Raw genomic sequence first — 22,950 nt, 5'->3', positions numbered from 1 at the left:
AGGGTCGGGCATGCCGATCTTCCCCGCGCCGGACGGAACCGGGCTCGCCTATCGCGTTTCCGGCTCCGGCTCCGCGCCGCCAGTGGTGTGCCTGCCCGGTGGCCCGATGCGGGCCGGGGCTTACCTCGGTGACCTCGGCGGGCTGACCGCGCGCCGCCGGACCGCCGTGCTGGACCTGCGGGGCACCGGCGAGTCCGAGGAGCCGGGTGACCGGGGCACCTACCGGTGCGACCGCCAGGTCGAGGACGTCGAGGCGCTGCGCAAGCACCTCGGCCTCGAGCGGTTCGACCTGCTCGGGCACTCGGCCGGAGCGAGCCTGGCCGTCCGGTACGCGGCCCGGTACCCGGACCGCCTGCGCCGGCTCGCGCTGATCACGCCGAGCCCGCGGGCCGTCGGCTTCGAGCTGACCGTCGCCGAACGGCGGCGGATCGTGGCGCGGCGCGCCGGCGCCCCGTGGTTCGCCACGGCGGCCGCGGCCTACGAGGCGATCGCCGCCAAGACGGCGACCGGCGCCGACTGGGCCGCCTTGGCGCCGCTGTACTACGGCCGCTGGGACGCCGCGGCCCGGCGGCACCAGGCCGCCGAGGCCGGCCAGCGGAACGGCGCGGCCGCGCGGATCTACAACTCCGCCGGCGCCTTCGAGCCGGAGGTCACCCGCGCCGCGCTCGGCGCCGTCGCCGCTCCGGTGCTGGTGCTGGCCGGTGACCTGGACTGGATCGTCAGCCCGGCGGTCGCCGCCGACTTCGCCGCGCTGTTCCCGGACGGCCGGGTCGTCGTGCTGCCCGGTGTCGCGCACTACCCCTGGGTGGACGACGCGGCCGCGTTCGTTGCCGCGGTGGACGGGTTTCTGGCCTGACGCCGCTCAGCGCGCCGGGTTGCGGCGCGGTTTGATGCGGACCGCCGGCAGCTCAGGCGCGGGGAGCCGCTGGGGGATGCCCTCGTAGCCCGTGACGCTGCCGAACTGGTCGGACTCCGCCTGCCAGGCTTCGCGGAAGGCCGCGATCTCCTCGTGCGTGCGGCCGACGAAGTTCCACCACATCAGGATCTCTTCGTCGAACGGGGTGCCACCGAGCAGCAGGAAACGGGCCGGTGCCGTGCCCCGGTTGCTCAGCGTCAGGGAGCGCACGCCGGTGCCGACGTAGCCGAGCTCCGCCGCGCGGACCCTGGTGCCCGCGACGACGACGTCGCCGGTGTCCACCAGGACTCCGTGCTCGAAACGGGGGTCGACGCCCAGGGACATGTGGGCGTCCGGGCCCAGCACGAGCTCCGCGCCCAGCAGCGGGGTGAACGTCGGGATCGGGGAGGTGCGCCCGGCCAGCGACCCGAGGAACACCCGGATCTCGGCGCCCTCGATCCGGTTCACCGACGGCACATAGTGGTCAAAGGCCCGCGCCGTGTGCCGGTGCCGCTCGGGCAGCGCCACCCAGAGCTGCACGCCGTGCAACGTCTTCGTGGCCGCCGTCGAGACTTCCGAGTGGCAGATGCCGTGCCCACCGGTCATCAGGTTCAGCTCGCCCGGCCGGACCATCGCGTGCGTGCCCAGGCTGTCGCGGTGCTCGATCTCGCCGGCGAACAGCCAGCTCACCGTCTGCAGGCCGGTGTGCGGGTGCGGCGCGACGTCCATCGCGCCCGGGCCGGTGACCTCGGCCGGGCCGTAGTGGTCCGCGAAGCACCACGCGCCGATCAGCGACCGGGACCGCTGGGGGAGCGTCCGCCGGACCCGCATCGCCCGCGGGCCGCCCAGTGGCACCTCGCGCGGGGCGAGGATCTCGACGGCCGGGCGGTCGGGATCGGCGGCCGCCGGCCGGTCGCCGCAGGCGAGCTCGGCGGGCGCGGCCTCGGTGTTGCTCATGTCCGCCACGGTAGTCGCGGTCCGGACCGGCTCGTGGGCGGCCGGGTGGGGCCGCCTTTCGTTGCCTGGTGGTGGTCAGACAAGGGACTTGTGCGCCGGTCACGACCAAGCCGAGGTGGTGCGGTGGTCAGCCGGTTGCTTTCTGGAGTTGTCAAACATCGCGCGGTCGCCGGGTCAGGCTGCCCGCTGGTGGTCCGTGGTCAGGGCCGCTCGGCCCGCCGTGGTCAGCACCGCCGGGACCAGTTCGCCCAGCCGCCCGGGGCGGGCCGCGCGGACCAGCCCCTCGTGGGCCAGCGCGTGGGCCGCGAACTGGTCGCCGCACGACAGGCCGTCGATGAAGAGGTCGGGTTCGCTGCTGCAGGACACGCGCGCGCGGTCGGCGCCGACGGCTCGCAGCATCGCCAGCGTCCGGTGGTTCACCACGGCACACGCGGCCGGCGATCCGGTCTTCTCGTTCCCGTTCATCTCTCGGTCCCTCCCGCTCGTGGTTCGGCGTCGTCCTACCGATACGTCGAACCGGCTGACGGGATTTCGACACCTCAGAACGGCGGCGCTCCGGCGCCCACCGGTTCCGGTGTCCACGAACTGCTGCCCTCACCGCCGGTGGTGCGGCTGACCTTGGTCACCCTCGCCGTGGCGTACCGCAAGGACGGGCCGATCTCGTCGACCTCCAGCTCCGTCACGGTGCGCTTCTCACCCTCCTTCGTGTCGTACGACCGCTGTCTCAGCCGGCCGTGGACGACCACGCGCGCACCGCGCACGAGCGTCTCCCCGACGTTCTCCGCGTACTGCCGCCACACGCTGCAGCGCAGGAACATCGGTTCGCCGTCGCGCCAGGCGCCGGACTCCCGGTCGAACACCCGGGGCGTGGACGCGACCGTGAAGTTCGCGACCGCGGCGCCGGCCGGCGTGAACCGCAGTTCGGGGTCGGTCGTCAGGTTGCCGACCACGGTGACCATCGTTTCGCCTGCCATCGGTCTTCCTCCTCCTGGCGGGTGCGGGATGCACCGCTCTCGCCGTCGAGGAGAGCACGGGGGACCGACAATTCCGGGCCGGGGACGAGCTGCCGATGCCCGGCCGGGGCGGCTTCCTGCCGCCATGCCGACGGCGTTTCGGAAGGAGCTGGTCACGCTCGCCCACCGGCCGGCTGACCTGTGCGCCCTCGTTCGAAGAGGCGACGCGCTCAGTGCTCGAAAGTGACCGCACGCTGGGCGGACAGGTGCGAGATGACGCTTGCGCGGGGCGTCGCGTGCGAGGCCCGGCGCGAGCGTTGCCGGACCCGCCTGGCCGGGCGAGGAAGAGGTGAAGGCGGTCGCCGCCGCCGTCCACATCGCCGCGGATCTCACTCGGATGGGTGATCTTGCGCGGGAGGTCGCGAATGGCCGGACGGCGCCGCGGTCGACGTCGTGCTGCTCGCCGCGGCGTCGGCCCGGATCGCGCGCCGGACGGCCGGGGTCGCCCCGGCCCGGCTTAGCGGCCCTGCTGCGGGAACTGGCCCTGCTGCGGGTGCTGACCCTGCTGGGGGAACTGCCCCTGCGGGTGCTGGCCCTGCTGCGGGAAGCCCTGCGGCTGCGACGGGTGCTGCGGCTGCTGGAAACCCTGCGGCTGCTGCGGGTACCCCGGCGCGGCCTGCTGCTCGGCCTGGCCCTGCTCCTCCTGGGCCTGCAGCCGGACGGCGTCCTCCTTCGGGATCCGGTTCTCGATGCCGCAGAAGGTGCACTGCGCGGTGTACTTCACGCTGATCGGGAAGAGCGGGATGAAGAACAGCGTGAACTTCGTGACCGCCTTCCGCACCGCGTGCGAAGCGGGATTGCCGCACCGGCCGCACAAGAAGGTCGTCATCGCCAGCACGTAGATCCGCGTACGCCAGCCCCAGATCAGCATCGGTCTTCTCTCTTTCGGTCCTTTTGTTCGCCGCGCAGCCTCGCACACCGGCGCGGTGCGCGGTGGCGCTTTTCGCGAACAGGTCCCGGCCAGGACCGGGCAAAATGGATATTCGGCCCGTACCGCGACGGCGGCGGGGCCGCGACTAGATTGGGACCATGCCGAGCGACTTCGTCCTCAAAACCATGAACACCGTGCACCGCGGCCTGATCAAGCTCACGGGCGGACGGGCCGGCTGGCAGGTCGCCATGCCGGTTCTCGAGCTCACCACGGTCGGCCGCAAGAGCGGGCAGCCGCGGACGGTGCTGCTGACCTCGCCGCACCAGGAGGGCGACGCGGTGGTCGTGGTGGCCTCGCGCGGCGGTGACGACACGCACCCCGCGTGGTTCCTGAACCTGCGCGACAACCCGGAGGTCGAGGTGTCGCTGAAGGGCGCGCCGAAGCAGCCGATGCGCGCGCGGATCGCCGACGCCGAAGAGCGCGCGCGGCTGTGGCCGAAGATCACCGCCGAGTTCAAGAACTACGCGCAGTACCAGACCAAGACCGAGCGGGAGATTCCGCTCGTCTTCCTCGAACCGCGCTAGTTCCGCGCGGCCAGGTACGCCGGGTCGGGCCCGGGGACCGGCTGGTCGGGGACCCCGGCCAGCAGCAGGCTCATGGCGTGGAAGTACGGCGGCGCGGCGACCGTGCCGCCGAACGCGCCGTGGCCGCAGTCGCCGAGGTGCACCGGCGTGCCCGGGCAGATCTCCCGCGGGTGCGGCCCGTCGGCGAAGACCATGGACGACACCGCGTAGCCGTCGACGCCGCCGACGAACGCGACGGACTCGCTCTGCTGGGTCGTGCCGGTCTTGCCGATGCCGGGGCGCGTCCAGCCGGCCGCGCGGGCCGCCTCGGCGGACGTGCCGGCGGTGGTGTCCTTGCTCAGGCCCGCTTCGAGGGTGTTCGCGACGCCGGCGGGGATGACCTGTTCGCACGCCTGCCGCGGCACCGGCACGGCGTTCCCGTCCCGGTCGGTCACCGACAGGATCGGGTCCGGCGGGCACCAGACGCCGCCGCTCATCAGCGTCGCCGAGACGTTCGCCATCTCCAGCGGGCTGACCGGGCTGTTCCCGAGGGTGAACGACAGCAGGTCCTGGAAGTACTTCGACTGCGGCTCGTTGTACTGCGGGTTGCTCGAAGCGGGGTCCGGCGCGCGGCCCGCGTCATTGGTCGCGAGGGTGTTCCGCAGCCCCAGCTTGTACGCCATGTCGAGCACCGCGGGCATCCCGACCTGGCTCTCGAGCCCGACGAACGCGACGTTCGGCGACGTCGCCAGCCCGTCGGCGAGGGTGATCGGATCCGCGTAGTGACCGTCGTTGTGGACGGTGTAGCAGGACGAACGCGCGGCCGGCGGCGTGAAGCACCGGCTGTCCGGGTTGGGCAGCGGCGTCTCCAAGCCCGCCTTCCCGGTGACGAGCGCCGCGGCCGAGGTGAAGATCTTGAACGACGAGCCCGCGCCGAACTCGTCGCTCGCGTCGGCGACGATGTCCGTGGCCGTCTCGCCCCGAGCCGGGTCGGTGCCGTAGTTCCGGTTGGCGACCATCGCGAGCACCTGGTGGCCGGTCGCGCCCGGCTGGACGACGGCGAAGGTGTTCGCCACGCCGTCCTGGGTGGTCGGCACGTTCGCGTCGACGGCGTCCTTGGTCACCCGCGAGACGCGCGGGTCGAGCGTCGTCTTGATCGTGTACCCGCCGGTGGCCAGCCGGTCGGCGGTGAACCCGGCGTGCACGAGGTAGCTTTCCGCGTAGACGCAGAAGAACCCCGCGTCCGGGGCCGCGCCGAGGCAGGTGCCGGACGGCGTCACCGGGCCGTCCGGCAGCAGCCCGAGCGGTGCCGCCTTCGCCGTCGCGGCGTAGGGGGCGGGGATGGAGCCGTTGGTGACCATGTCGTCGATGACGAGGTTGCGGCGCCGCAGCGCCTTGTCCGGGTGCGTGTACGGGTTGTAGAAGCTGGGGTTGTTCACCATTCCGGCCAGCAACGCGGCCTGCGGAACGGTCAGTTTGTCCGCCGTCGTCCCGAAGTACGCTTTTGCCGCCGCACCGACGCCGTACACAGTTCCGCTGAATTCCACGACGTTCAGGTAATCGGCGAGAATGTCGTCCTTGCTCGTCGTCGCGTTCAGCTGGACGGCCATTTTCGCCTCGCGCAGCTTCCGTGCGAGCGAGTCCGCGCGGTCGGCCTGTTGCGCCGCCGGGTCGGTCCGGTCGACGACGTTCACGAGGTAGTTCTTGACGTACTGCTGCGTGATCGTCGACGCGCCCTGCAGTGCGCCGCCGGCACTGTCGTTCACCGCCGCGCGGAGCGTGCCCTGCAGGTCGACGCCGCCTTCGGTGAAGAACCGGCGGTCTTCGACCGCGATGATGGCGGCCTTCATCGTCGTCGCGATCCCGGCCGCGGTGACCGGCAGGCGGTACTGCGCGTACAGCGTCGCGATCGGGGTGCCGTCGCGGTCGGTCACCGTCGTGGTCAACGGCGGATCGGCCGCGGCGAGCTGCGCGGAAATGGCGTCCACCGAATCGCTCACCTGGTTCGACAGCAGGCCCGCGCCGATGGCGACGGGTGCCACCGTGCCGGCCACGAGAATTCCGGCGAGCACGCACAATCCGGCAAAAGGGACCACGCCCCGACGACGATTCACGAAACCGAGATTAGGCATCGGGCGATAAAGCTTCCGTTCGGTGAGACATGCGCCTCACCGGGGCTGAGCCGGTCACCGTGACGGCGCCGGCGTCATCATGCAGCTGCGCCAGGTGCTCCGGGCTCAGCTCGCGAGGCAGATCCAGGAGGCCGGCGCGGCCTTCCGCCACTTCGAGATCCGGCGGAACTTCGGAAGGTGGTGATCACCGTCGCCTGAGGCGAAAGGGATACCGCTGATCGGCTGAACTGCTTCACCGGCGACCGTTCGGCGGCGGGCCGGTGCCGTTCGCCGCGTAGCCGGCCGGTTCCGGTGCGGAACCGGGGGGCGCGGGCGCATGCTGTCTCTTCCGACCCCGCGTCCCCGCGCCTGACGTCCACTGTGGACATTGCCAGTGCGCCCGGCCCGGCGGTCTTATCGACCGGAGATAGGACACATCGTCGTGACCCTGCTGGACCGCAAGCTCGTCCGGTGCTGGACGTCCCGCCCGCACCTGCAGTCCCTCTACAGCCTCGCCGCGGCCGCCCCGCGGATGCGCGCCGCGCTCGGCCTCGTGCCCACCGGTGGCGGCACGGTCGGCTTCCGGGTGGACGGGGACGCGCTGGCCCGCACCGAAGCGGAGCTGATCGCCGCGACGTCGGCCAGGCTGCCCGTGCATCCCCTGGTGACGCAGGACCTGCATGGTCGCTCGACCGTGCGGTGCTGGCGCCGCGACCGCGACCTGCGCGTGCTGACCGCCGACCTGGTGGACGTCGCCGACCGGCTGACCAGGGCCGGCTACGGCGGCTGCCTGCGGTCCGCGTCCGTCGAGTTCGCCGAGCAGACCGGGCGCCGGGACCGCAAGCTCGCGCTCGTGTACCTCTTCGACCGCGGCACGTTCCACGCCGCGGCGGCCCCCGGGACTCCGCCTCTGGACCGCGCGCTGGAACTGCGCGCCCGCGCCGCCCTGTACGGTGCGCTGCCGATGGAACCCGTCGCGCACCGGCGGTTCGTGCTCTGACCGGAGACGCCGGAGACCCTGAAGACGCCGAAGACACTGAAAATTCGACGATTGGCCCGGCCTCGGGTGTTCTGCGAGGATGCTGCTCTCGTCCGATCAAAGGAGATCGCAATGGCTTCTCGCCTGAATCCGTACCTGAGCTTCCGCGACGACGCGCGGCAGGCCATGGAGTTCTACAAGAGCGTCTTCGGCGGCACCCTGAAGGTCAACACGTTCGGAGAATTCGGTTCACCCGAGGGAGCGGACGCGGAGAAGATCATGCACGCCCAGCTGGAGGCCGAAAACGGCTTCACGCTGATGGCGTCGGATACCCCGGCCGGGATGGAGCACCGCCCCGGCTCGAACATTTCGGTGAGCCTCAGCGGCGACGACGCGGAAGACCTGCGCGGCTACTGGGACAAGCTGAGTGAGGGCGGAACCGTGACGGTTCCGTTCGAAAAACAGATGTGGGGCGACGAATTCGGCTGCTGCGTCGACAAGTTCGGTATCCCGTGGATGGTCAACGTCGTGCAGCAGACATAACCGGGCCGTTGCCGGGAGCGCCCCCATCGGGTGACGATGAGGGCGCCGGCGTACCTCGCGCCGGGCTGAGGAGGCCCGATGGCGGGTTCCCCCTGGACGTGCGCGCAGTGCGACGCGGTCAACGACGCCGCGGCCGGACGGTGCGGCACCTGTGCGGGCCTGGCCCCGGGGCGGGCCCGCGCGCGGGCGCTGTGGGTGCTGCTGACCCTGATGGTGGTCGCCGGCATCGCGGTGGCGGGGGTCCTGCTGTTCACCGGGCGCTCGCGGCCCTCGCCGGCCGCGTCCGGGCCGTTCCCGCAGTACACGACGCCCGTGCTGCCGACGACCAAGACCGTGGTCACGACCGCGAACGGCGCCACCCCGCCGGTCACGCCGCCGACGAGCGCGACCGCGGACGGCAAGCCGTGCCCGGGCGACGCCGCCCGCTACCTGCCGGGCGGCACGGGGACGGCGCTGCTGGTGGCGCAGACCGCGAAGTCCCTCATCACCGTCTGCCGGATCCCCGACGGCCGGATCTTCTACGACGGCCAAGCCCGTGGTCGGGCGGCGTCGGACGACACTCACATCGTCCTGCCGGCCCAGGCGTCGGGTGACGGCTTCGTCGCGGTCAACGGCGACTACCGCTACCAGGTCGGCGGCGGCCGGCTGGTCGTGTCGGAGGGCTCCGAAGTGCTCTCGGACGAGGAGCTGACCACGGTCGGCTGAGCACCGCCGTTCAGGATGTGGGAGTGGCGGCGCCGGTCCGGCCGTTCCCCGCATTCTGGCGGCATGGCTTCTCCGCTGGACAACCCGACGTGGGCGTCGCTGACCGGGCCGCACGCCGGCTTCGCGGAACGGCGTGGACGCGTGCTGCGCTACCCGGAGGACGTCGCGCCGTTCCTGGCCCTTCCGGACGACCCCGGCGAGCAGGACTGGCTGGACGTCGCGCGGCTCGCCGGGCCGGAAGCGACGTTCGTGCTCGCCGCCGTCACCGCCCGGCCGCCGTCCGGCTGGGAGGTGCTGGACGAGATCCCCGGCGTTCAGCTCGTCGACGACGGCGTCGCGGCCGCGGTGGATCCGGAAGCCGTGCGGCTGGGGCCCGCGGACGTGCCGGAGATGCTCGACCTGGTCGCGCGGACGCGGCCGGGGCCGTTCCGGAAGCGGACCGTCGAGCTCGGCACTTACCTCGGGATCCGGCGCGGCGGCGCGCTGGTCGCGATGGCCGGGGAGCGGCTGCGTCCGCCCGGCCACACCGAGATCAGCGCCGTCTGCACGGACCCGGCGTACCGCGGGCAGGGCCTGGCGACGCGGCTCGTGCTCGCGGTGGCGGCCGGCATCCGCGAGCGGGGCGAGCGGCCGATCATGCACGCCGCCGCCGGGAACACGTCCGCGATCCGCCTGTACCTCTCGCTGGGGTTCACCCTCCGCTTCCGGCCGGACTTCGTCGCGGTCCGCGTGCCGGCGGCGGGCTAGGCGCCCGTCGACGAGCCGGGACGCACGATCATCAGCACCGTCACCGCGGCCCACAGCAGGTTGAACACGCCGGTGACCATGGCCAGCCGGGCGGCCGCGCTGCCCAGAGTGTCCGATGTGGACTCCCCGGTGAGCTCGGCCAGCAGGCGCTTCTGGCGCGGCAGCACCAGCAGCGCCAGCACCGCGGCCGCGACGGCGGTCAGCCCGATCGAGACGATCAGCCACGGGTCGCCCATCACGTGCATGGTGCCCGCGACGCCGAACCCGAACACCGGCACCGCGATGGCGGCGTAGGCGTACACACGGCAGATCCGGTGCAGCATCGTCACGACGGCGAGGTCGCCGCCGCCCGCGGCGCGCCGGATCGCGGCCGGGAACATGCTGGCCGCGACGGCGACCGGGCCGACGGCCAGTACCGCCGCCAGGACGTGCACCGAGAGCAGGAACTTCGACACGGGACTCCTTCGTCGTTCGAGAACGACCCGAAGCTACTGGATCATGTCCGGCCTCCGGGAGTGGCTGGAAAGCCACGAACCACCGGGATCTCGCCAACCGGCGGGCGGCTGTCGATTCCGGCGCTGCCGGTTCGACGCCCGGGTAGAAGCCGGAAAGGGGAGCACGATGACCGCCACGATCAGCACCGCGACGCCGAGCCGGGTCCGCAGCCTGCCGGTCCTGCTCGCCACCGAGGACGACGCCGAGGACATGGGCCTGCTGGCCCCGGACGACCGCCTGACCTGCCACGTGCACGGCCGGTGGATCCACCAGTGCGTCGCCTCGCCGGCGCACGTCAGCCCGGTCACCCGGCACCGCTGGTGCCGCGGCTGCCGGACCGAGCTGGCCGTCGCGGTCGACGAGCTGTCGCTGACCGTCTCGATGTCCTGCCCGCGCTGCGGGCACGGCGGCAGCGCCGCGACCACCCGGCTGACCGTGGCCTGCCGGGCCAGCCTGACCGCCGAGCGCGACGCCCGGCGCGCGGCCTGAGCGGACTAGGGTCCTTCGCAAGATCGTTCGCAAGGAGGACAGGAGATGCGGCACTTCACGCTGCACCGCGACGGCGTCACGATCCCGGTGTCCCGCGGCGGCCGGGGCCGCCCGCTGGTCCTGTGTCCGGGGCTGAGCTCGACCCAGGCGGATCTGCACGAGCTGGCCGAGCTGCTGCGGCGCGACTACGACGTGGTGACCTTCGACCTCCGGGGCCACGGCCTCGCCTCGGCCGCCGAACGGTACTCCTTCGAGGGATTTCTCGGCGATCTCGCCGCCGTGATGGCCGAGGTGGGCTCAGCGCCGGTGCTCGTGGGCTACTCGCTGGGCGCGGACCTGGCTCTGCACCACGCCGCCGAGCATCCCGGCAGCGTCGCCGAGCTGGTGCTGATCGACGGGGCGAACCCGGTGCCCGAACCGTTCCTCACCGAGGCCGACCTCCCGGTCTTCCGCGCGATGTGGGCGGACATGGCGACGGAGCAGGAGGGGCGCCGGGGCACCCCGCGTCAGGTGTTGCTCACCGGACCGGAAATCCTCGACCTGAACCTCGAGATCGACGACGTCCGGTCCCGGATCCTCGACCTGTACCGGCGGATCGACCGGCCGATCCGCATGATCATGTCGACGTCGATGGCCGGCGACAGCGGCGAAGACCTCGCGGTGCGGTGCAACCGGAACTGGCGGGCCGGCGCCGAGCGGCTCGTCCGCGAGCGACCGGATGTCGCCGTGTCCTGGCTCGAAGCCGATCACGGGCTGGTCTTCACCCACGCACCGGAGGTAGCCCGGCTCGTGGCCGGCGCCTAGCGTCGCGCGTCCGAGGTTCGTTGACAGGGGCCCGGGGTTGCGCCCCAATGTGGCGTTCGGTGCGTCCAGCGCACCCAAAGTGGCGTTCGGTGCGTCAGACGCAACCAACGCCACATTGGGGCGCTCGGGCCACTTGGCGACGCGCGACACTAGCCGGGCACCCACATCGTGACGCGGGTGCCGCGGCCCGGCTGGGAGTCGACGGTGCCGTGCCCGCCCACCTCGGCCAGCCGGGCCACGATGGACTGGCTGATGCCGAAGCCCGGCGGGCTGTCCCGGACGTCGAAACCCTGCCCCTGGTCCCGGGCCACCACCGCGATGCCGCCGTCGCGTTCCTCCACGCGCAGCACGACCTGCTTGGTCCCCGAGTGCTTCACGGTGTTGCGCAACGCTTCCCGGACCGCTTCGACCAGGGCGGTGCGCCGGTCCCGGGACACCTTGTGGTCGTCGGCGAAGTCCGCGGCGACGAGCTGCGTGCGCAGGCCGTCGCGGGTCAGCTCGGTGGCGACGTCGGCGAGTTCGACCGCGAAACTGCGCGTGAGCCCGGTCGGCACCGGCTCGGTGATCCGGCGGCGCAGCTCGGCCGCTTCCGCCTTGGCCACCGAACGCAGTTCCGAGAGCCGGTTGACGGCGTGGACGTCGTCGCCGGGAGTCGAGATGGCCAGCGCTTCGAGCGTCTGCAGCACGCTGTCGTGCATGATGCGCCGGGTCCGGCGGCGTTCGGCCTCGCGCCCGCGCCGGAGCCCGATGTCGACCGCGAACCGGGTGCCGACGCCGAGCAGGACGAGGATGGCGGTGGCGAGCACGATCGCCACCGCCAGCGCGACCATGCAGCCGATCGACCGGGTCAGGGCGAGCTGGTCGGTCAGCGGGAGGCCACCGGCCAGGGTGAGCGCCGCTCGGAGCGGGACGGCCGCCGCGAACAGCCACAGCGCCGCGGGCAGCCCCGAGGTGCCCGCCCACGTGGCGACCGTGCCGACCAGCCAGGTCCAGGACACGTCGACGGCGAAGGGCTGCACCGCGGCCGGCGCCGTCACGGCCACGGCGAAGTTGAGCACCACGCCGATGGCGAGGTCCAGGGCGAGCGCGCGGCCGGTGACGCGGGCGCGCAGCCCGCCGGAGCGCAGCACCCAGAGCGCGGCGGCGACGGTGGCCGCGACGGCGAACACGGTGGCGCCCAGCACCGGCCCGAGCCCGAGGCTGCCGTTCGCCGCGGTGAACCCGATGAACACCTTGACGAAGGCCGCGACGCGGTAGGCCAGCGGCACGAGGACCCAGTAGCGCGAGGCGCGGGCGAGCGTCGCGTCGCCGACGGCGGTGAGGTCGCCGCCGTCGCCGGTGAGTTCGGCGGGCACGGTGGGTTCCGCGGGGGTGCCGCTGCGCAGCAGCGTGCGGACGAAGGCGCGTGGCGGTGCGGCAGAGCCCGCCTCGGGCATCGGTCTCCCCATTCATCCGGCCGTCCGGGCGGGCCTGAGCCTGGCAGCGCGGCGGGGGGATAGTCAACCGTCCGGGACCGGAGTCCAGCCCGGTGGAGCAAGGGATCAGTACGCGTGGAACACCGTGTCATCACCCGCGTACTCCGCCCAGCCGGGCGACCCGGTGGTGGCGAAGCGGTGCCAGGCGCCGTTCAGGTCGCGGGCCAGCTCCCGCGGCGGGCGTTCGCCGAGCAGGCCGCGCGGCCCGGACAGCGCGGCCGGCGCGTCGAACACGAAGGGCAGCTCGAGCCCGTGGCACGCGCCCAGCCTGCCCTCGAGCAGGGGCGAGCCCCACTCGAACTCGTACCGGAACGTCCGGCCGGTGTGGTGCTCGGCGAGGTCACGCACCCCGTCGCGGAAGACCAGGTCGGTCAGGGCTTCGACGAGGACTTCGCCGGCGGTGCGGCCGGTGCCGAGGCCGTAGGCGTGCAGGACGCCGGCCGGGTCCGGGTGCGACACCGCCAGCGACGCCACGGCCTGGTCGTCGGTGACCGCTTCGAGCGCGCCGGTGGGCACCAGGTAGAGCCGCATCTCTTCGCTGCAGCTGCCGGCGATCAGGTCGACGTCGCCGCCGGCGCCCGCCCGGATCGCCTTGGTGGGATGCTGCGGCAGGACGTCGTCGCCGACGACCGGGAGGAACGGGCTCAGCCCGTACCCGCGGTCGTAGCCCAGCGCGTCGCGCAGGTCGGGTGCGCCACCCGGGCGAAGGACGGCTTCCTGCGCGTCGAGCAGCTGCTCGGTCGACACCTTCCGGAACGCCTCGGCGGTGGCTTCCGTCTTCAGCTCGTCGGCGACCACCTTGGCCAGCCGCCGCGCCTGGACGCCGTCGCGCACCATGTCCGGGTGTCCGCTTTGGACGATGGCGCGGTGGAAGAGCCCCGCCGAGAGCGGCGAACCGAGCAGGCAGGCGACGCTGACCGCGCCCGAAGCCGCGCCGAACAGGGTGACCCGGGTGGGGTCGCCACCGAAGCCGGCGATGTTGTCCTGGACCCAGCGCAGCGCGGCGAGCTGGTCGCGCAGCCCGACGTTGGTGGTGCCGCCGTCCAGCGGCAGGAAGCCGTCGATGCCGAGCCGGTACTGCACGGTCACCAGCACCGCGCCCGACCGGGCGAAGGACGTGCCGTCGTAGACCGCGGCGGACCCGGTGCCGCCGATGAACGCCCCACCGTGCACGAATACCAGCACCGGCAGTGCGCCGACGCCCGGCTGCGGGGTCCAGACGTCCACCGTCAGGTACTCCGGCCCCGGCCGCCAGCCGGTGCCGGTGATCGGGGACAGGTCGAGCCCGGGCACGTCGTGACGGCGTTGCGGCGCGGTCGGCCCCGGTCTGCTCGTGTCGCGCACCCCGTCCCACGCCTGCGCCGGGACGGGCTCGGCGAAGCGGAGCTCGCCTTCGGGGGCGGCGGCGTACGGGATGCCGCGGAACAGCGCGACGCCGGCGGGGGTGACCTGACCGCGGACCGCGCCGGAGGTGGTGGGGACGACGGGGGCGGTCATGCGAGGGGGTCCCTTCGTGGAAGATCGGGGGAGCGCCCGTCAGCCTAAGACCGTGGACGGCCGCCGTCACGGGCGAACCGTCCCCTCGTTGTCGCGGATGGATAACGGCGCCGGGCCCGGAGTTGCCGACCGGGCGAAGACGCCGTGAATTTCTGCTGGAGCCGGGGGCGGGGCGCTGACCGGCGCCCCGCCCCGCGGTCAGTCTTCGAGGAGGTCCTCGATGGTGATCGGGATGTGCCGCACCCGGATCCCGGTGGCGTTGTACACGGCGTTGGCCACCGCCGCCGCCACGCCGACCGTGCCGATCTCGCCGATGCCCCGCGCGCCGACGGCGTTGTGCAGGGTGTCCGGGTACTCGACGAAGTGGACGTCGATGTCCGGGATGTCCGCGTTGACCGGGATCAGGTAGCTCGCGAGGTCGCCGTTGGCGAGCCGGCCGTTCGCTTCGATCTCCAGCCCTTCGTGCAGTGCGGCGGACACGCCCCAGATCATGCCGCCCGTGAGCTGGCTGCGGGCGGCCTTGTCGTTGATGATCCGGCCGGCGTCGAACACGCCGAGCATCCGCGACACCCGGGCCTCGCGCGTCCACTTGTGCACGCGGACCTCGACGAACTGGGCACCCCACGAGCTGAACGAGTGCTTGGTCAGCTCCTCGCCGGGCGCCGACGACCCGGTGACCTCGACCGTCTCGCGGCCCAGCGCGCGCAGCAGCTCGCCGAACGTCATGTTCTCGCCGTCGGCGAAGAGACGGCCGTCGGCGTAGGTGACTTCGCGGCCTTCGAACGGCGCGCCGGCGTCCGACGCGAGCGCCACCAGCTCGTCGATCGCCTTGGTCGCGGCGAGCATGATCGCCGTGCCCGCGCTCGCCGTCGCCGTCGAGCCGCCGGACAGCCCGCCCGGCGGGAGGGCCGAGTCGCCGAGCTTCGGCGTGATCCGGTCGGCCGGGATGTCCAGCGACTCCGCGCCGACCAGGGAGAGCACGGTCAGCAGGCCGGTGCCCGGGTCCGCGCCGCTGGTCGCGACGACGGCGGTGTCGTCCGCGTTCAGCGTGATGCCGACCGTCGCCGGGAATCGCAGGGCGGGGAACATCGCGGTGGCCACGCCCGTGCCGACCAGCCAGTCGCCGTCGGTGCGCGTACCCGGCGGGCGGTGCGCCCAGCCGAACCGCTGCGCGCCGACGCGGAAACATTCGTCGAGGTGCTTGCTCGCCCACTGCAGGTCCTTGCCCGGCGGGGCGATGGAGTTGTTCTTGATCCGCAGCTCGACCGGGTCCATGCCGAGCGCGACGGCGAGCTCGTCCATCGCGCTTTCCAGCGCGAAGGAGCCGGGTGCCTCGCCGGGGGCCCGCATGAACGTGGTCGGCGGGATGTGCAGCGGCACGATCTTCTGGCTGATCGCCAGGTTCCGCGTGGCGTACCACTCGCGCGAAGTGCCGTGCGACGTCGGCTCGACGAACGAGCGGGCGGCGTCGGTGCTGCACCACGAGTCGTGGCGCAGCGCGACGAGCGTGCCGTCCCGCTCCGCGCCGAGTGTCATCTTCTGGACCGTCGCGGCCCGGCCGGCGGTCGCGGTGAAGACCTGTTCGCGGGCGAGCGCGGCCTTCACCGGCCGGCCGAGGGAGCGGGCCGCCGCCGCGGCCAGGAACAACGGCGTCGAGACCATCGCCTTGCCGCCGAACGCGCCGCCGACGAACGGGTTCACCGCGTGGACGGCTTCCGCCGGCAGGTCCAGGGCTGTGGCCAGGTACTCCGCCTGCAGGTTCGATGCCTGGTTCCCGCTGTAGACGGTCAGTTCGCCGTCGTCCCACACCGCGACCGCGGAATGCGGTTCCATCGCGGCGTGGTTCTGGGTCGCGGTGGAGTAGGTCGCTTCGACGACCACCGGGCTCGCGGCCAGCGCCTCTTCGAAGGTTTCGACGCCGTCTTCGAGGACCTCCAGCGACGGCGGAGCGCCGTCGCGGGCCGGCGGCGCGTCTTCGGCGTCCGCCAGGCCCTCGGTCAGCGACGTCTTGGCCGGGAGCGGGCGGTAGGCGACCGCCACGAGCGCCGCCGCGTCGCGGGCCTGTTCGAAGGTCTCCGCGACCACGAAGCCGATCGGCTGGCCGTAGTAAGTGACTTCCTTGTCCTGCAACGGAACCCACGCCTCGCCGAACATCGTGGTCGGCGTGCGCAGGGTCAGCGGGTCGAACGGCGAGTACACGCCGAGCACGCCGGGCGCTTCCCGCGCCGCGGAGAAGTCCATGGCTTCGACCTCGCCGTGGGCGATCGTGCTGAGCACGACGTAGCCGTAGGCCATGCCGGGGAAGTTGTGGTCGGCGCCGTACTTCGCCTGGCCGGTGACCTTCAGCGGCGCATCCAGCCGGGTGATCATCGGGAGCTCTCCTCGGTCAGTTCGAGCAGGGCGCGGACGATGGTCCGCTTGAGCAGTGGCACCTTGAAGCCGTTGCCGGACAAGGGCTCGGCGCCATCCGCCGCGACGGCCGCGGCTTCTTCGAAGGCGGCCTGGGTCGCCGGGGCGCCGCGCAGCGCGTCCTCGACGGCGGGCAGGTGCCACGGCACCGTCCCGACGCCGCCGGCCGCGACCCGGGCGTCGGCGATCTTTCCGTCGCGCACATCCAGCGCGACGGCGGCGGAGCACAGCGCGAACTCGTAGGACTGCCGGTCGCGCACCTTGACGTAGGTGGAGTTCGCCGCCCAGTCCAGCCGGGGGACGAGCACCTCGGTGATCAGTTCGCCGGGCCGCAGGTCGTTTTCCATCGCCGGGGTGTCGCCGGGCAGCTGGTAGAAGTCGCGAAGGGCGACTTCGCGGGTGCCTTCGGCGTCGACCAGCCGCAGGCGCGCGTCGAGCGCGACCAGGGCGACGGCGACGTCACTGGCGTGCGTGGCCACGCAGGAGTCACTGGTGCCGAGGATCGCGTGCATCCGGTTGGCGCCCCCGATCGCGGAGCATCCGCTGCCGGGCTCGCGCTTGTTGCACGGCGTGGCGACGTCGCGGAAGTACGAGCAGCGCGTGCGCTGCAGCAGGTTCCCGCCGATGCTGGCCATGTTCCGGAGCTGCTGGGAGGCGCTCAGCAGCAGGGCGCGCGAGATCGCCGGGTACACGCCGGGGTGCGCGGCGATGTCGCCCATCCGCTCCAGCGCGCCGAACCGCAGCCCGTCGGTGGTGTCGATGCCGCGCAACGGCACGGCGTTGATGTCGAGGACGTGGTCCGGCGTGAGGACCTCGAGCTTCATGAGGTCGACCAGCGTCGTCCCGCCGGCGAGGAACGTGCCGGGCGTCGCGAGGGCCGCTTCGACGGTGGCGGGGGCGGTCAGCTCAAAGGGTCGCATCGGCCCGCCTCGCCTGCTCGACGGCCTTCACGATGTTCGGGTAGGCGGCGCACCGGCAGAGGTTGCCGGACATGAACTCCCGAACGTCTTCGACGTCCTGGTCGACGGCGGCGACCGCCGACATGATCTGCCCGGCGGTGCAGAACCCGCACTGGAGGGCGTCCTGGTCCACGAAGGCCTGCTGAACCGGGTGCAGCCCGTCCTCTGTGGACAGTCCTTCGACGGTGGTCACCGGCTGCTTGACGGTGGCGGCCAGCGTGAGGCACGACAGCACGGGCCGGCCGCCGACGTGCACGGTGCAGGCGCCGCACTGCCCGCGGTCGCAGCCCTTCTTCGGGCCGGTGACGGCGAGGCGCTCCCGCAGCGCGTCGAGGAGCGTCACGCCGGGATCGACGTCCAGGTGTTCGGTTCTGCCATTGACTTCGAGTGAGAATTCCACTGGTCTCTTTCCCGAGGATCGCCGGGCGGCCCGACGTCGGTGTGGTGGGTCGGTCAGGGGGGAGCGGATAGTCATCCGCTTCACTCGTCGCGAGGCTAGCGGATTACAATCCGCTCCGCAACGAAGTACACACGCTGGAGCGACTCCAGCTCTGGGTTAGATTCGGCGAGTCCACACGACACCGGGAGGGACGATGACGACGGGATCGGTCAGCCCCCGGCGCGCGGACACCCGGCGCAACCACGAACGCATCCTGGTCGCCGCGGCGGCGTCGCTGGCCAGGACGGGCGAGGTGTCGTTCAACGCGATCGCGAAGCAGGCCGAAGTCGGCGTCGGGACGGTGTACCGGCACTTCCCGACCCCGGAGGCGCTGATCCTGGCGGTCTACCGGCGCGAGGTGCGGCACATCGTGGACATCGTGCCGGTGCTGCTGGACAAGCACGCGCCGGACGAGGCGTTCCGGGTGTGGGTGACCGACCACCTGGCGCACTACATGATGACGAAGAAGGGGCTGGCCGACGCCCTGCGCACGGCGACGGCGTCCCGCGGCGAGCTCCCGGCGAACGCGTACGAAGACATGGTCCGCGCGGTGTCGTTGTTGCTGGCGGCCAACGCGGCGGCGGGGACGGTGCGGCCGGGCCTGGCTCCGGTGCAGGTGCTGCGCGGGCTGGCCGGCTTGCTGCTCCTCGACCCGAACGGCGAGTGGCAGCGTGACGCGGCGGGGTTGGCCGACCTGCTGTGGCACGGGATGGCCGCACAGCCCGGTTAGGCGAGCTCGTCGAGGCGAACGGGTCACCTGGGCGACGGCGTCGTCGCCCAGGTGGCGGAGCGTCCGAAGTGGACGCTCCGCGGACCCGGGTTCAGCTGGAGGTCGGGAAGGTGAAGCCCGCCGTCGGGGCGCTCGGGTGGGGCCAGCGGGTGGTGACCACCTTGGCGCGGGTGTAGAAGCGGACGCCCGCGGGGCCGTGGATGGGGCTGTCGCCGATGAGGGAGTCCTTCCAGCCGCCGAAGGAGTAGTACGACATCGGGACCGGGATCGGCACGTTGACGCCGATCATGCCGACCTTGACCTCGCGCTGGAACTTGCGGGCGGCTTCGCCGCTGCCGGTGAAGATCGCCGTGCCGTTGCCGTACGGGTTCGCGTTGATGACGCCGATCGCTTCGTCGACCGTCTCGGCGCGGACGATCGCCAGCACCGGGCCGAAGATCTCCTCACGGTAGGCGTCCATGTCCGGGGTGACCCTGTCGAGCAGGGACGGTCCGACGAAGAAGCCCTCCTCGTGGCCTTCGACCGTCAGGCCGCGGCCGTCGACGACCACCGACGCGCCCTGCTCCGCGCCGCCGGCGACGGCGTCGACCACGCGCCGGCGGGCGGCTTCGGTGACCACCGGGCCCATGTCGCTGGCCGGGTCCTTGCCGGGCCCGACCTTGATCTCTCGGGCCTTGCGCTCCAGGATCTCGACGAGCTTGTCGCCGGCCGCACCGACGGCCACACCGACCGAGATCGCCATGCACCGCTGGCCCGCCGAGCCGAACGCGGCCGCGGTGAGGTGGTCGGCGGCGTACTCCAGGTCGGCGTCGGGCAGGACGACCGCGTGGTTCTTCGCCCCGCCCAGCGCCTGGACGCGCTTGCCGGCCGCCGTGCCGCGCTCGTGCACGTACCGGGCGATCGGGGTGGAGCCGACGAACGACACCGCCGCGATGTCCGGGTGGGCGAGGATCGCGTCGACCGCGACCTTGTCGCCGTTGACGACGTTGAACACGCCATCGGGCAGCCCGGCTTCGGCGTACAGCTCGGCGACCAGCGCCGAGGCGGACGGGTCGCGCTCGCTGGGCTTGAGGACGAACGTGTTGCCGGTGGCGATCGCGATCGGGTGCATCCAGAGCGGCACCATGATCGGGAAGTTGAACGGCGTGATCCCGGCGACGACCCCGAGCGGCTGCCGGAAGTCGTGCACGTCGACGTCGCGGGAGACCTGGTCGGAGAAGCTGCCCTTGAGCGCGTCGGCGATGCCGCACGCGTACTCGACGACCTCGCGGCCGCGCACGATCTCGCCGCGGGCGTCGTCCACCACCTTGCCGTGTTCGCCGGAGATGATCCTGGCCAGCTCGTCCTCGTGCTTCACCAGCAGCTCGCGGAAGGCGAACAGCACCTTCGTCCGCTGGGACAGCGAGGAGTCGCCCCACGACTCGAAGGCCTTGCTCGCGGCCGCGACGGCGGTGTCGACGTCCGACGGCTCGGCGAGCAGGACCTCGGCCTGCCGCCGCCCGGTGGCCGGGTCGTAGACCGGCGCCGTGCGGGTCGAGCCCGCCGGGGTGGCGCTGCCGTTGATCCAGTGTTCGATGATGTTCACGGTGCTCCTCCAGGTAGTGGCGCCGCGCGACGGAGGTTCACAGCAGCCCCACCGCGGTGTCGACGGCCTTGGCGACGTCCCCGTCGCGGGGGTAGAGCAGTGAACGCCCGACCACCAGGCCTTGCACGGTCGGCCGGCTGAGCGCGCGCTGCCAGGCGGCGAAGGCCGCGTCCGGGTCGGTGACCTCGCCGCCGAGCAGGACGGCGGGCAACGTCGAGGACGCGAGCACGCGGTCCATGTCGTCCACCACCGGCAGCTTGAGCCAGGTGTAGGCCGACGAGCGGCCGAGCCCGGAGGCGATCGTGATCGAGCGGATCACGGCGTCGGGGGAGAGGTCGTTCTTGAGGCGCCCGCCGGCCCAGGTGGACAGGAACGGCTCCACCATCGCGATCAGCTTCCGGCCGGCCAGTTCGTTGATCGCCCGCGCGGTGTTCTCCAGGACGCTCGGCGTGGCCGGGTCGTCGAGGCAGATCCGGGTCAGCATCTTGCCGCCGTCGAACCGCATCCGGTCGATGGTTTCGGCGTCGTAGCCGGCGAACCGGTCGTCGATCTCGAAGCTCGATCCGGCCAGCCCGGTCCGGTTCATCGACCCGATCACCGTCTTGCCGTCGAGCACGCCGAGCAGCAGCAGGTCGTCGACGATGTCCGCGGTCGCCAGCACGCCGGTGACGCCCGGCCGCTCCAGCGCGAGGCACAGCCGATCCAGCAGCTCGCCCCGGTCGGCCATCGCCGAGGGATTCCCGCCCACCGCGTTGGCGCCGCGCGCGGGGTGGTCCGCGGCGATGATCATCGTGCGGCCCTTGTCGTTGAACGGCGACTTGGCCCGCACTCGCTTCGCGGCCGCCTCGGCGATCGCTTCCGGGTCGCGCACCCGTTTGGCGACGATGCGCCGCACCTTGTCGGTCACTGTTCCCCTCCCGCGTCGGTCTGGATCCGACGATGCCATCGCCGCGCGGACTTTGTCAAGACATATGGACATGAAGTCATCCCTACCGGGGGCCGGGTGGCGGTAGGCTTCCGGTGATGAGCGTGAGCCGGCGGTCCCCCGACCGCACCGACGTGATCCCGGCCTGGGACCCCGGCCGGGAGATCGAGCTGGACCCGGGCAGCCCCGAGCCGCTGTACTTCCAGGTTTCCCGGCAGCTGCACGCCGCGATCGAGGACGGCCGGCTGCCCGCGGGCAGCCGGCTGGGCAACGAGGTGGACCTCGCCGCGAACCTGCGCCTGTCCCGGCCGACCGTCCGCCAAGCGATCCAGACGCTGGTCAACCAGGGGCTGCTCGTGCGACGGCGCGGGATCGGCACCCAGGTCGTCCGCACCAAGGTCGCGCGGCCGCTGCGGCTGAGCAGCCTGTTCGACGACCTCGCCGGGCTCGGCGGCAAGCCGGAGTCGGTGGTGCTGGCCAACCGGGTCGAGCCGGCCGGCGCCAAGGTGGCCGAGCTCCTCGAGGCGCCCGGCCTGACCCACGTGCGGCGGCTGGAGCGGATCCGCTCGACCGACGGTGAGCCACTGGCCCTGATGAACAACTACCTGCCCGACGGCGTCATCGATCCCACCGACGACGAGCTGCGCGAGAAGGGTCTCTACCAGCTGCTGCGCTCGGCGGGGGTGCGCCTGCACGCCGCCGAGCAGAACATCGGCGCCCGGCCGGCGACCGAGGCGGACGCGGAACTGCTCCACGAGGAGCCGGGCGCGGCCCTGCTCACCATGCAGCGCACGACGTACGACGACGCGGGCCGGGTGGTCGAGTACGGCTGGCACGTCTACCGGGCGTCCCGCTACACGTTCAACCTTTCGCTGACCAACGGTCCGTAGTAGCGCGGACGGCGGGGCGGGAACGCGGCGGCCCGGCCCCGCGCCGCGCCGTCGTGTCCTGATAGGACAGCAGGCGGTCAGGCCGCCGTCGAGCGCTTCTCGCGCGGCGCCGTCCGGGCGGCAGCGGTGACGGCGGCGAGCACGGCGTCCGCGTCGAGGTGCGGATCCCACAGCGCGCAGCCGGCGACGTGGGCGAGCCGGCGCCGGCGGTGTTGCGCGGTGTCGGTGAGCGCGACGTCGGTCGGGCGGCCGTTCTTGACCGCGTGCACCGCGCGGGTCACCAGGACCGCCTCCTGGCGGGTGGTGCCGAGCGCGGCGGCCGCGGCGAAGATCTCCTCCGCCGCGGCGCGGGCCGGATCGTTCACGGGTTCCGTCAGGACTTGATCTCCTTCCGGTCGGACTGGGCGCCACCGATCTCGATCCGGCGTGGCTTCGCCTTTTCGGCGACCGGGATGCGCAGGGTCAGCACGCCGGCCTCGTAGTCGGCCGCGATGTGGTCGGTGCCGAGGTTCTCGCCGAGGAACAGCTGGCGAGAGAAGACGCCGAGGGGCCGTTCCGAGACCTGCATCTCGACGTCGTCACCGCCGGGGAGCGGCCGTCGTTCGGCCTTGACCGTCAGGACGTTCCGCTCGATGTCGAGGTCGATGGCGTCCGGGGTGACGCCGGGCAGGTCGAAGCAGACGACGAACTCGTCGCCGGCGCGGTAGGCGTCCATGGGCATGGCGGCCGGCTTGGACCAGGTGCCGGCGGTGCCGAAGACCTGCTGCGTGAGGCGGTCCAGCTCACGGAATGGGTCGGTGCGCATCAACATCGGTGTCCTCCTTCTGGTTCGACGACGGGTCGTGTCAACACGCACTTCTGTTCTAGCA

25 protein-coding genes are annotated in these 22,950 nt (G+C 72.4%); 10 read left to right on the top strand and 15 right to left on the bottom strand.

Features of this window, described 5'->3' with window-relative positions; genetic code table 11:
* Positions 1 to 10 precede the first annotated feature (10 nt).
* Positions 11 to 856: an alpha/beta hydrolase gene (locus AB0M82_RS02270; RefSeq protein ID WP_364716801.1), complete on the top strand. Its 846-nt coding sequence runs from the start codon at positions 11 to 13 to the stop codon at positions 854 to 856.
* A gap of 6 nt (positions 857 to 862) precedes the next feature.
* Here the strand turns inward: AB0M82_RS02270 and AB0M82_RS02265 are convergent, their stop codons facing one another.
* The 4 genes from AB0M82_RS02265 to AB0M82_RS02250 all read right to left on the bottom strand — a co-directional run bounded on the left by AB0M82_RS02265 (position 863) and on the right by AB0M82_RS02250 (position 3,736).
* Entirely contained in the window at positions 863 to 1,852 is a 990-nt protein-coding gene (locus tag AB0M82_RS02265; RefSeq protein WP_364716800.1) for a pirin family protein, read from the bottom strand.
* A 174-nt stretch (positions 1,853 to 2,026) separates the two neighbouring features.
* On the bottom strand, positions 2,027 to 2,317 hold the full coding sequence (locus tag AB0M82_RS02260; protein ID WP_364716798.1) for a hypothetical protein: 291 nt from the start codon (positions 2,315 to 2,317) through the stop codon (positions 2,027 to 2,029).
* A gap of 74 nt (positions 2,318 to 2,391) precedes the next feature.
* Positions 2,392 to 2,826 (bottom strand): single-stranded DNA-binding protein, encoded by a 435-nt coding sequence (locus tag AB0M82_RS02255; protein WP_364716797.1) that lies wholly within the window; start codon positions 2,824 to 2,826, stop codon positions 2,392 to 2,394.
* 496 nt (positions 2,827 to 3,322) lie between these two features.
* Positions 3,323 to 3,736, bottom strand: coding sequence for a zinc-ribbon domain-containing protein (locus AB0M82_RS02250; protein WP_364716795.1), 414 nt, complete (start codon positions 3,734 to 3,736; stop codon positions 3,323 to 3,325).
* Between the two features lie 158 nt (positions 3,737 to 3,894).
* On the opposite strand from AB0M82_RS02250, the gene AB0M82_RS02245 reads away from it, so the two are divergent.
* Complete coding sequence (locus AB0M82_RS02245; protein WP_364716793.1) at positions 3,895 to 4,320, top strand: nitroreductase/quinone reductase family protein; 426 nt, start codon at positions 3,895 to 3,897, stop codon at positions 4,318 to 4,320.
* Here the strand turns inward: AB0M82_RS02245 and AB0M82_RS02240 are convergent.
* Complete coding sequence (locus tag AB0M82_RS02240; protein WP_364716792.1) at positions 4,317 to 6,431, bottom strand: transglycosylase domain-containing protein; 2,115 nt, start codon at positions 6,429 to 6,431, stop codon at positions 4,317 to 4,319. The two genes, AB0M82_RS02245 and AB0M82_RS02240, sit on opposite strands and share 4 nt — an antisense overlap.
* Positions 6,432 to 6,852: 421 nt before the next feature.
* On the opposite strand from AB0M82_RS02240, the gene AB0M82_RS02235 reads away from it, so the two are divergent.
* From AB0M82_RS02235 to AB0M82_RS02220, 4 genes are all read left to right on the top strand, one after another.
* Positions 6,853 to 7,410, top strand: coding sequence for a hypothetical protein (locus tag AB0M82_RS02235; protein WP_364716790.1), 558 nt, complete (start codon positions 6,853 to 6,855; stop codon positions 7,408 to 7,410).
* A 111-nt stretch (positions 7,411 to 7,521) separates the two neighbouring features.
* Positions 7,522 to 7,932, top strand: coding sequence for a VOC family protein (locus AB0M82_RS02230; protein ID WP_364716789.1), 411 nt, complete (start codon positions 7,522 to 7,524; stop codon positions 7,930 to 7,932).
* A gap of 78 nt (positions 7,933 to 8,010) precedes the next feature.
* Positions 8,011 to 8,637 (top strand): hypothetical protein, encoded by a 627-nt coding sequence (locus tag AB0M82_RS02225; RefSeq protein WP_364716787.1) that lies wholly within the window; start codon positions 8,011 to 8,013, stop codon positions 8,635 to 8,637.
* A 63-nt stretch (positions 8,638 to 8,700) separates the two neighbouring features.
* Positions 8,701 to 9,384 carry a GNAT family N-acetyltransferase gene (locus tag AB0M82_RS02220; protein WP_364716785.1) on the top strand — a complete coding sequence of 228 codons (684 nt, stop codon included), beginning with the start codon at positions 8,701 to 8,703 and terminating at the stop codon, positions 9,382 to 9,384.
* Here the strand turns inward: AB0M82_RS02220 and AB0M82_RS02215 are convergent.
* Positions 9,381 to 9,839 carry a DUF2269 family protein gene (locus AB0M82_RS02215; RefSeq protein ID WP_364716784.1) on the bottom strand — a complete coding sequence of 153 codons (459 nt, stop codon included), beginning with the start codon at positions 9,837 to 9,839 and terminating at the stop codon, positions 9,381 to 9,383. The genes AB0M82_RS02220 and AB0M82_RS02215 overlap by 4 nt on opposite strands.
* A 166-nt stretch (positions 9,840 to 10,005) precedes the next feature.
* Here AB0M82_RS02215 and AB0M82_RS02210 point away from each other — a divergent pair, with 166 nt between their 5' ends.
* Together AB0M82_RS02210 and AB0M82_RS02205 are read left to right on the top strand one after the other, a co-directional pair.
* Entirely contained in the window at positions 10,006 to 10,368 is a 363-nt protein-coding gene (locus tag AB0M82_RS02210; protein ID WP_364716783.1) for a hypothetical protein, read from the top strand.
* Positions 10,369 to 10,413: 45 nt separating this feature from the next.
* Positions 10,414 to 11,172: an alpha/beta hydrolase gene (locus AB0M82_RS02205; RefSeq protein WP_364716782.1), complete on the top strand. Its 759-nt coding sequence runs from the start codon at positions 10,414 to 10,416 to the stop codon at positions 11,170 to 11,172.
* A 149-nt stretch (positions 11,173 to 11,321) separates the two neighbouring features.
* Here AB0M82_RS02205 and AB0M82_RS02200 read toward each other — a convergent pair whose 3' ends face one another.
* From AB0M82_RS02200 to AB0M82_RS02180, 5 genes are all read right to left on the bottom strand, one after another.
* Positions 11,322 to 12,608 carry an ATP-binding protein gene (locus AB0M82_RS02200; RefSeq protein WP_364716780.1) on the bottom strand — a complete coding sequence of 429 codons (1,287 nt, stop codon included), beginning with the start codon at positions 12,606 to 12,608 and terminating at the stop codon, positions 11,322 to 11,324.
* A 105-nt stretch (positions 12,609 to 12,713) separates the two neighbouring features.
* Positions 12,714 to 14,144, bottom strand: coding sequence for a carboxylesterase family protein (locus AB0M82_RS02195; protein WP_364716778.1), 1,431 nt, complete (start codon positions 14,142 to 14,144; stop codon positions 12,714 to 12,716).
* Positions 14,145 to 14,342: 198 nt separating this feature from the next.
* A complete protein-coding gene (locus AB0M82_RS02190) occupies positions 14,343 to 16,514 on the bottom strand; it encodes a xanthine dehydrogenase family protein molybdopterin-binding subunit (protein ID WP_364716777.1) in 2,172 nt (723 codons plus the stop codon).
* Positions 16,511 to 17,473: a xanthine dehydrogenase family protein subunit M gene (locus AB0M82_RS02185; RefSeq protein ID WP_364716774.1), complete on the bottom strand. Its 963-nt coding sequence runs from the start codon at positions 17,471 to 17,473 to the stop codon at positions 16,511 to 16,513. Before AB0M82_RS02185 ends, AB0M82_RS02190 begins: the two co-directional genes overlap by 4 nt.
* A complete protein-coding gene (locus tag AB0M82_RS02180) occupies positions 17,460 to 17,912 on the bottom strand; it encodes a (2Fe-2S)-binding protein (RefSeq protein WP_364716772.1) in 453 nt (150 codons plus the stop codon). The genes AB0M82_RS02185 and AB0M82_RS02180 overlap by 14 nt, the downstream gene beginning before the upstream one ends.
* Before the next feature lie 193 nt (positions 17,913 to 18,105).
* Between AB0M82_RS02180 and AB0M82_RS02175 the strand changes: the two genes are divergently transcribed.
* Positions 18,106 to 18,681 carry a TetR/AcrR family transcriptional regulator gene (locus AB0M82_RS02175; RefSeq protein ID WP_364716770.1) on the top strand — a complete coding sequence of 192 codons (576 nt, stop codon included), beginning with the start codon at positions 18,106 to 18,108 and terminating at the stop codon, positions 18,679 to 18,681.
* 91 nt (positions 18,682 to 18,772) lie between these two features.
* On the opposite strand, the gene AB0M82_RS02170 is transcribed toward AB0M82_RS02175, so the two are convergent.
* Both AB0M82_RS02170 and AB0M82_RS02165 read right to left on the bottom strand, forming a co-directional pair.
* Positions 18,773 to 20,266, bottom strand: a complete 1,494-nt coding sequence (locus AB0M82_RS02170) for a CoA-acylating methylmalonate-semialdehyde dehydrogenase (protein WP_364716769.1) — start codon at positions 20,264 to 20,266, stop codon at positions 18,773 to 18,775.
* A gap of 37 nt (positions 20,267 to 20,303) precedes the next feature.
* Complete coding sequence (locus AB0M82_RS02165; RefSeq protein WP_364716767.1) at positions 20,304 to 21,173, bottom strand: aldolase; 870 nt, start codon at positions 21,171 to 21,173, stop codon at positions 20,304 to 20,306.
* A 116-nt stretch (positions 21,174 to 21,289) separates the two neighbouring features.
* Here AB0M82_RS02165 and AB0M82_RS02160 point away from each other — a divergent pair, with 116 nt between their 5' ends.
* Positions 21,290 to 22,081 (top strand): GntR family transcriptional regulator, encoded by a 792-nt coding sequence (locus tag AB0M82_RS02160; protein ID WP_364716764.1) that lies wholly within the window; start codon positions 21,290 to 21,292, stop codon positions 22,079 to 22,081.
* A gap of 77 nt (positions 22,082 to 22,158) precedes the next feature.
* Here AB0M82_RS02160 and AB0M82_RS02155 read toward each other — a convergent pair whose 3' ends face one another.
* Both AB0M82_RS02155 and AB0M82_RS02150 read right to left on the bottom strand, forming a co-directional pair.
* Positions 22,159 to 22,446, bottom strand: coding sequence for a hypothetical protein (locus tag AB0M82_RS02155; RefSeq protein WP_364716762.1), 288 nt, complete (start codon positions 22,444 to 22,446; stop codon positions 22,159 to 22,161).
* 8 nt (positions 22,447 to 22,454) lie between these two features.
* Positions 22,455 to 22,892, bottom strand: a complete 438-nt coding sequence (locus AB0M82_RS02150) for an Hsp20/alpha crystallin family protein (protein WP_364716760.1) — start codon at positions 22,890 to 22,892, stop codon at positions 22,455 to 22,457.
* Between the last annotated feature and the right edge of the window lie 58 nt (positions 22,893 to 22,950).

Source organism: Amycolatopsis sp. NPDC051128, from assembly GCF_040682715.1.
In the GTDB taxonomy this organism is placed as follows: Bacteria; Actinomycetota; Actinomycetes; order Mycobacteriales; family Pseudonocardiaceae; genus Amycolatopsis.
The sequence above is the reverse complement of the archived record's forward strand: the minus strand, read 5'-3'. Positions and strand labels throughout refer to the sequence as shown.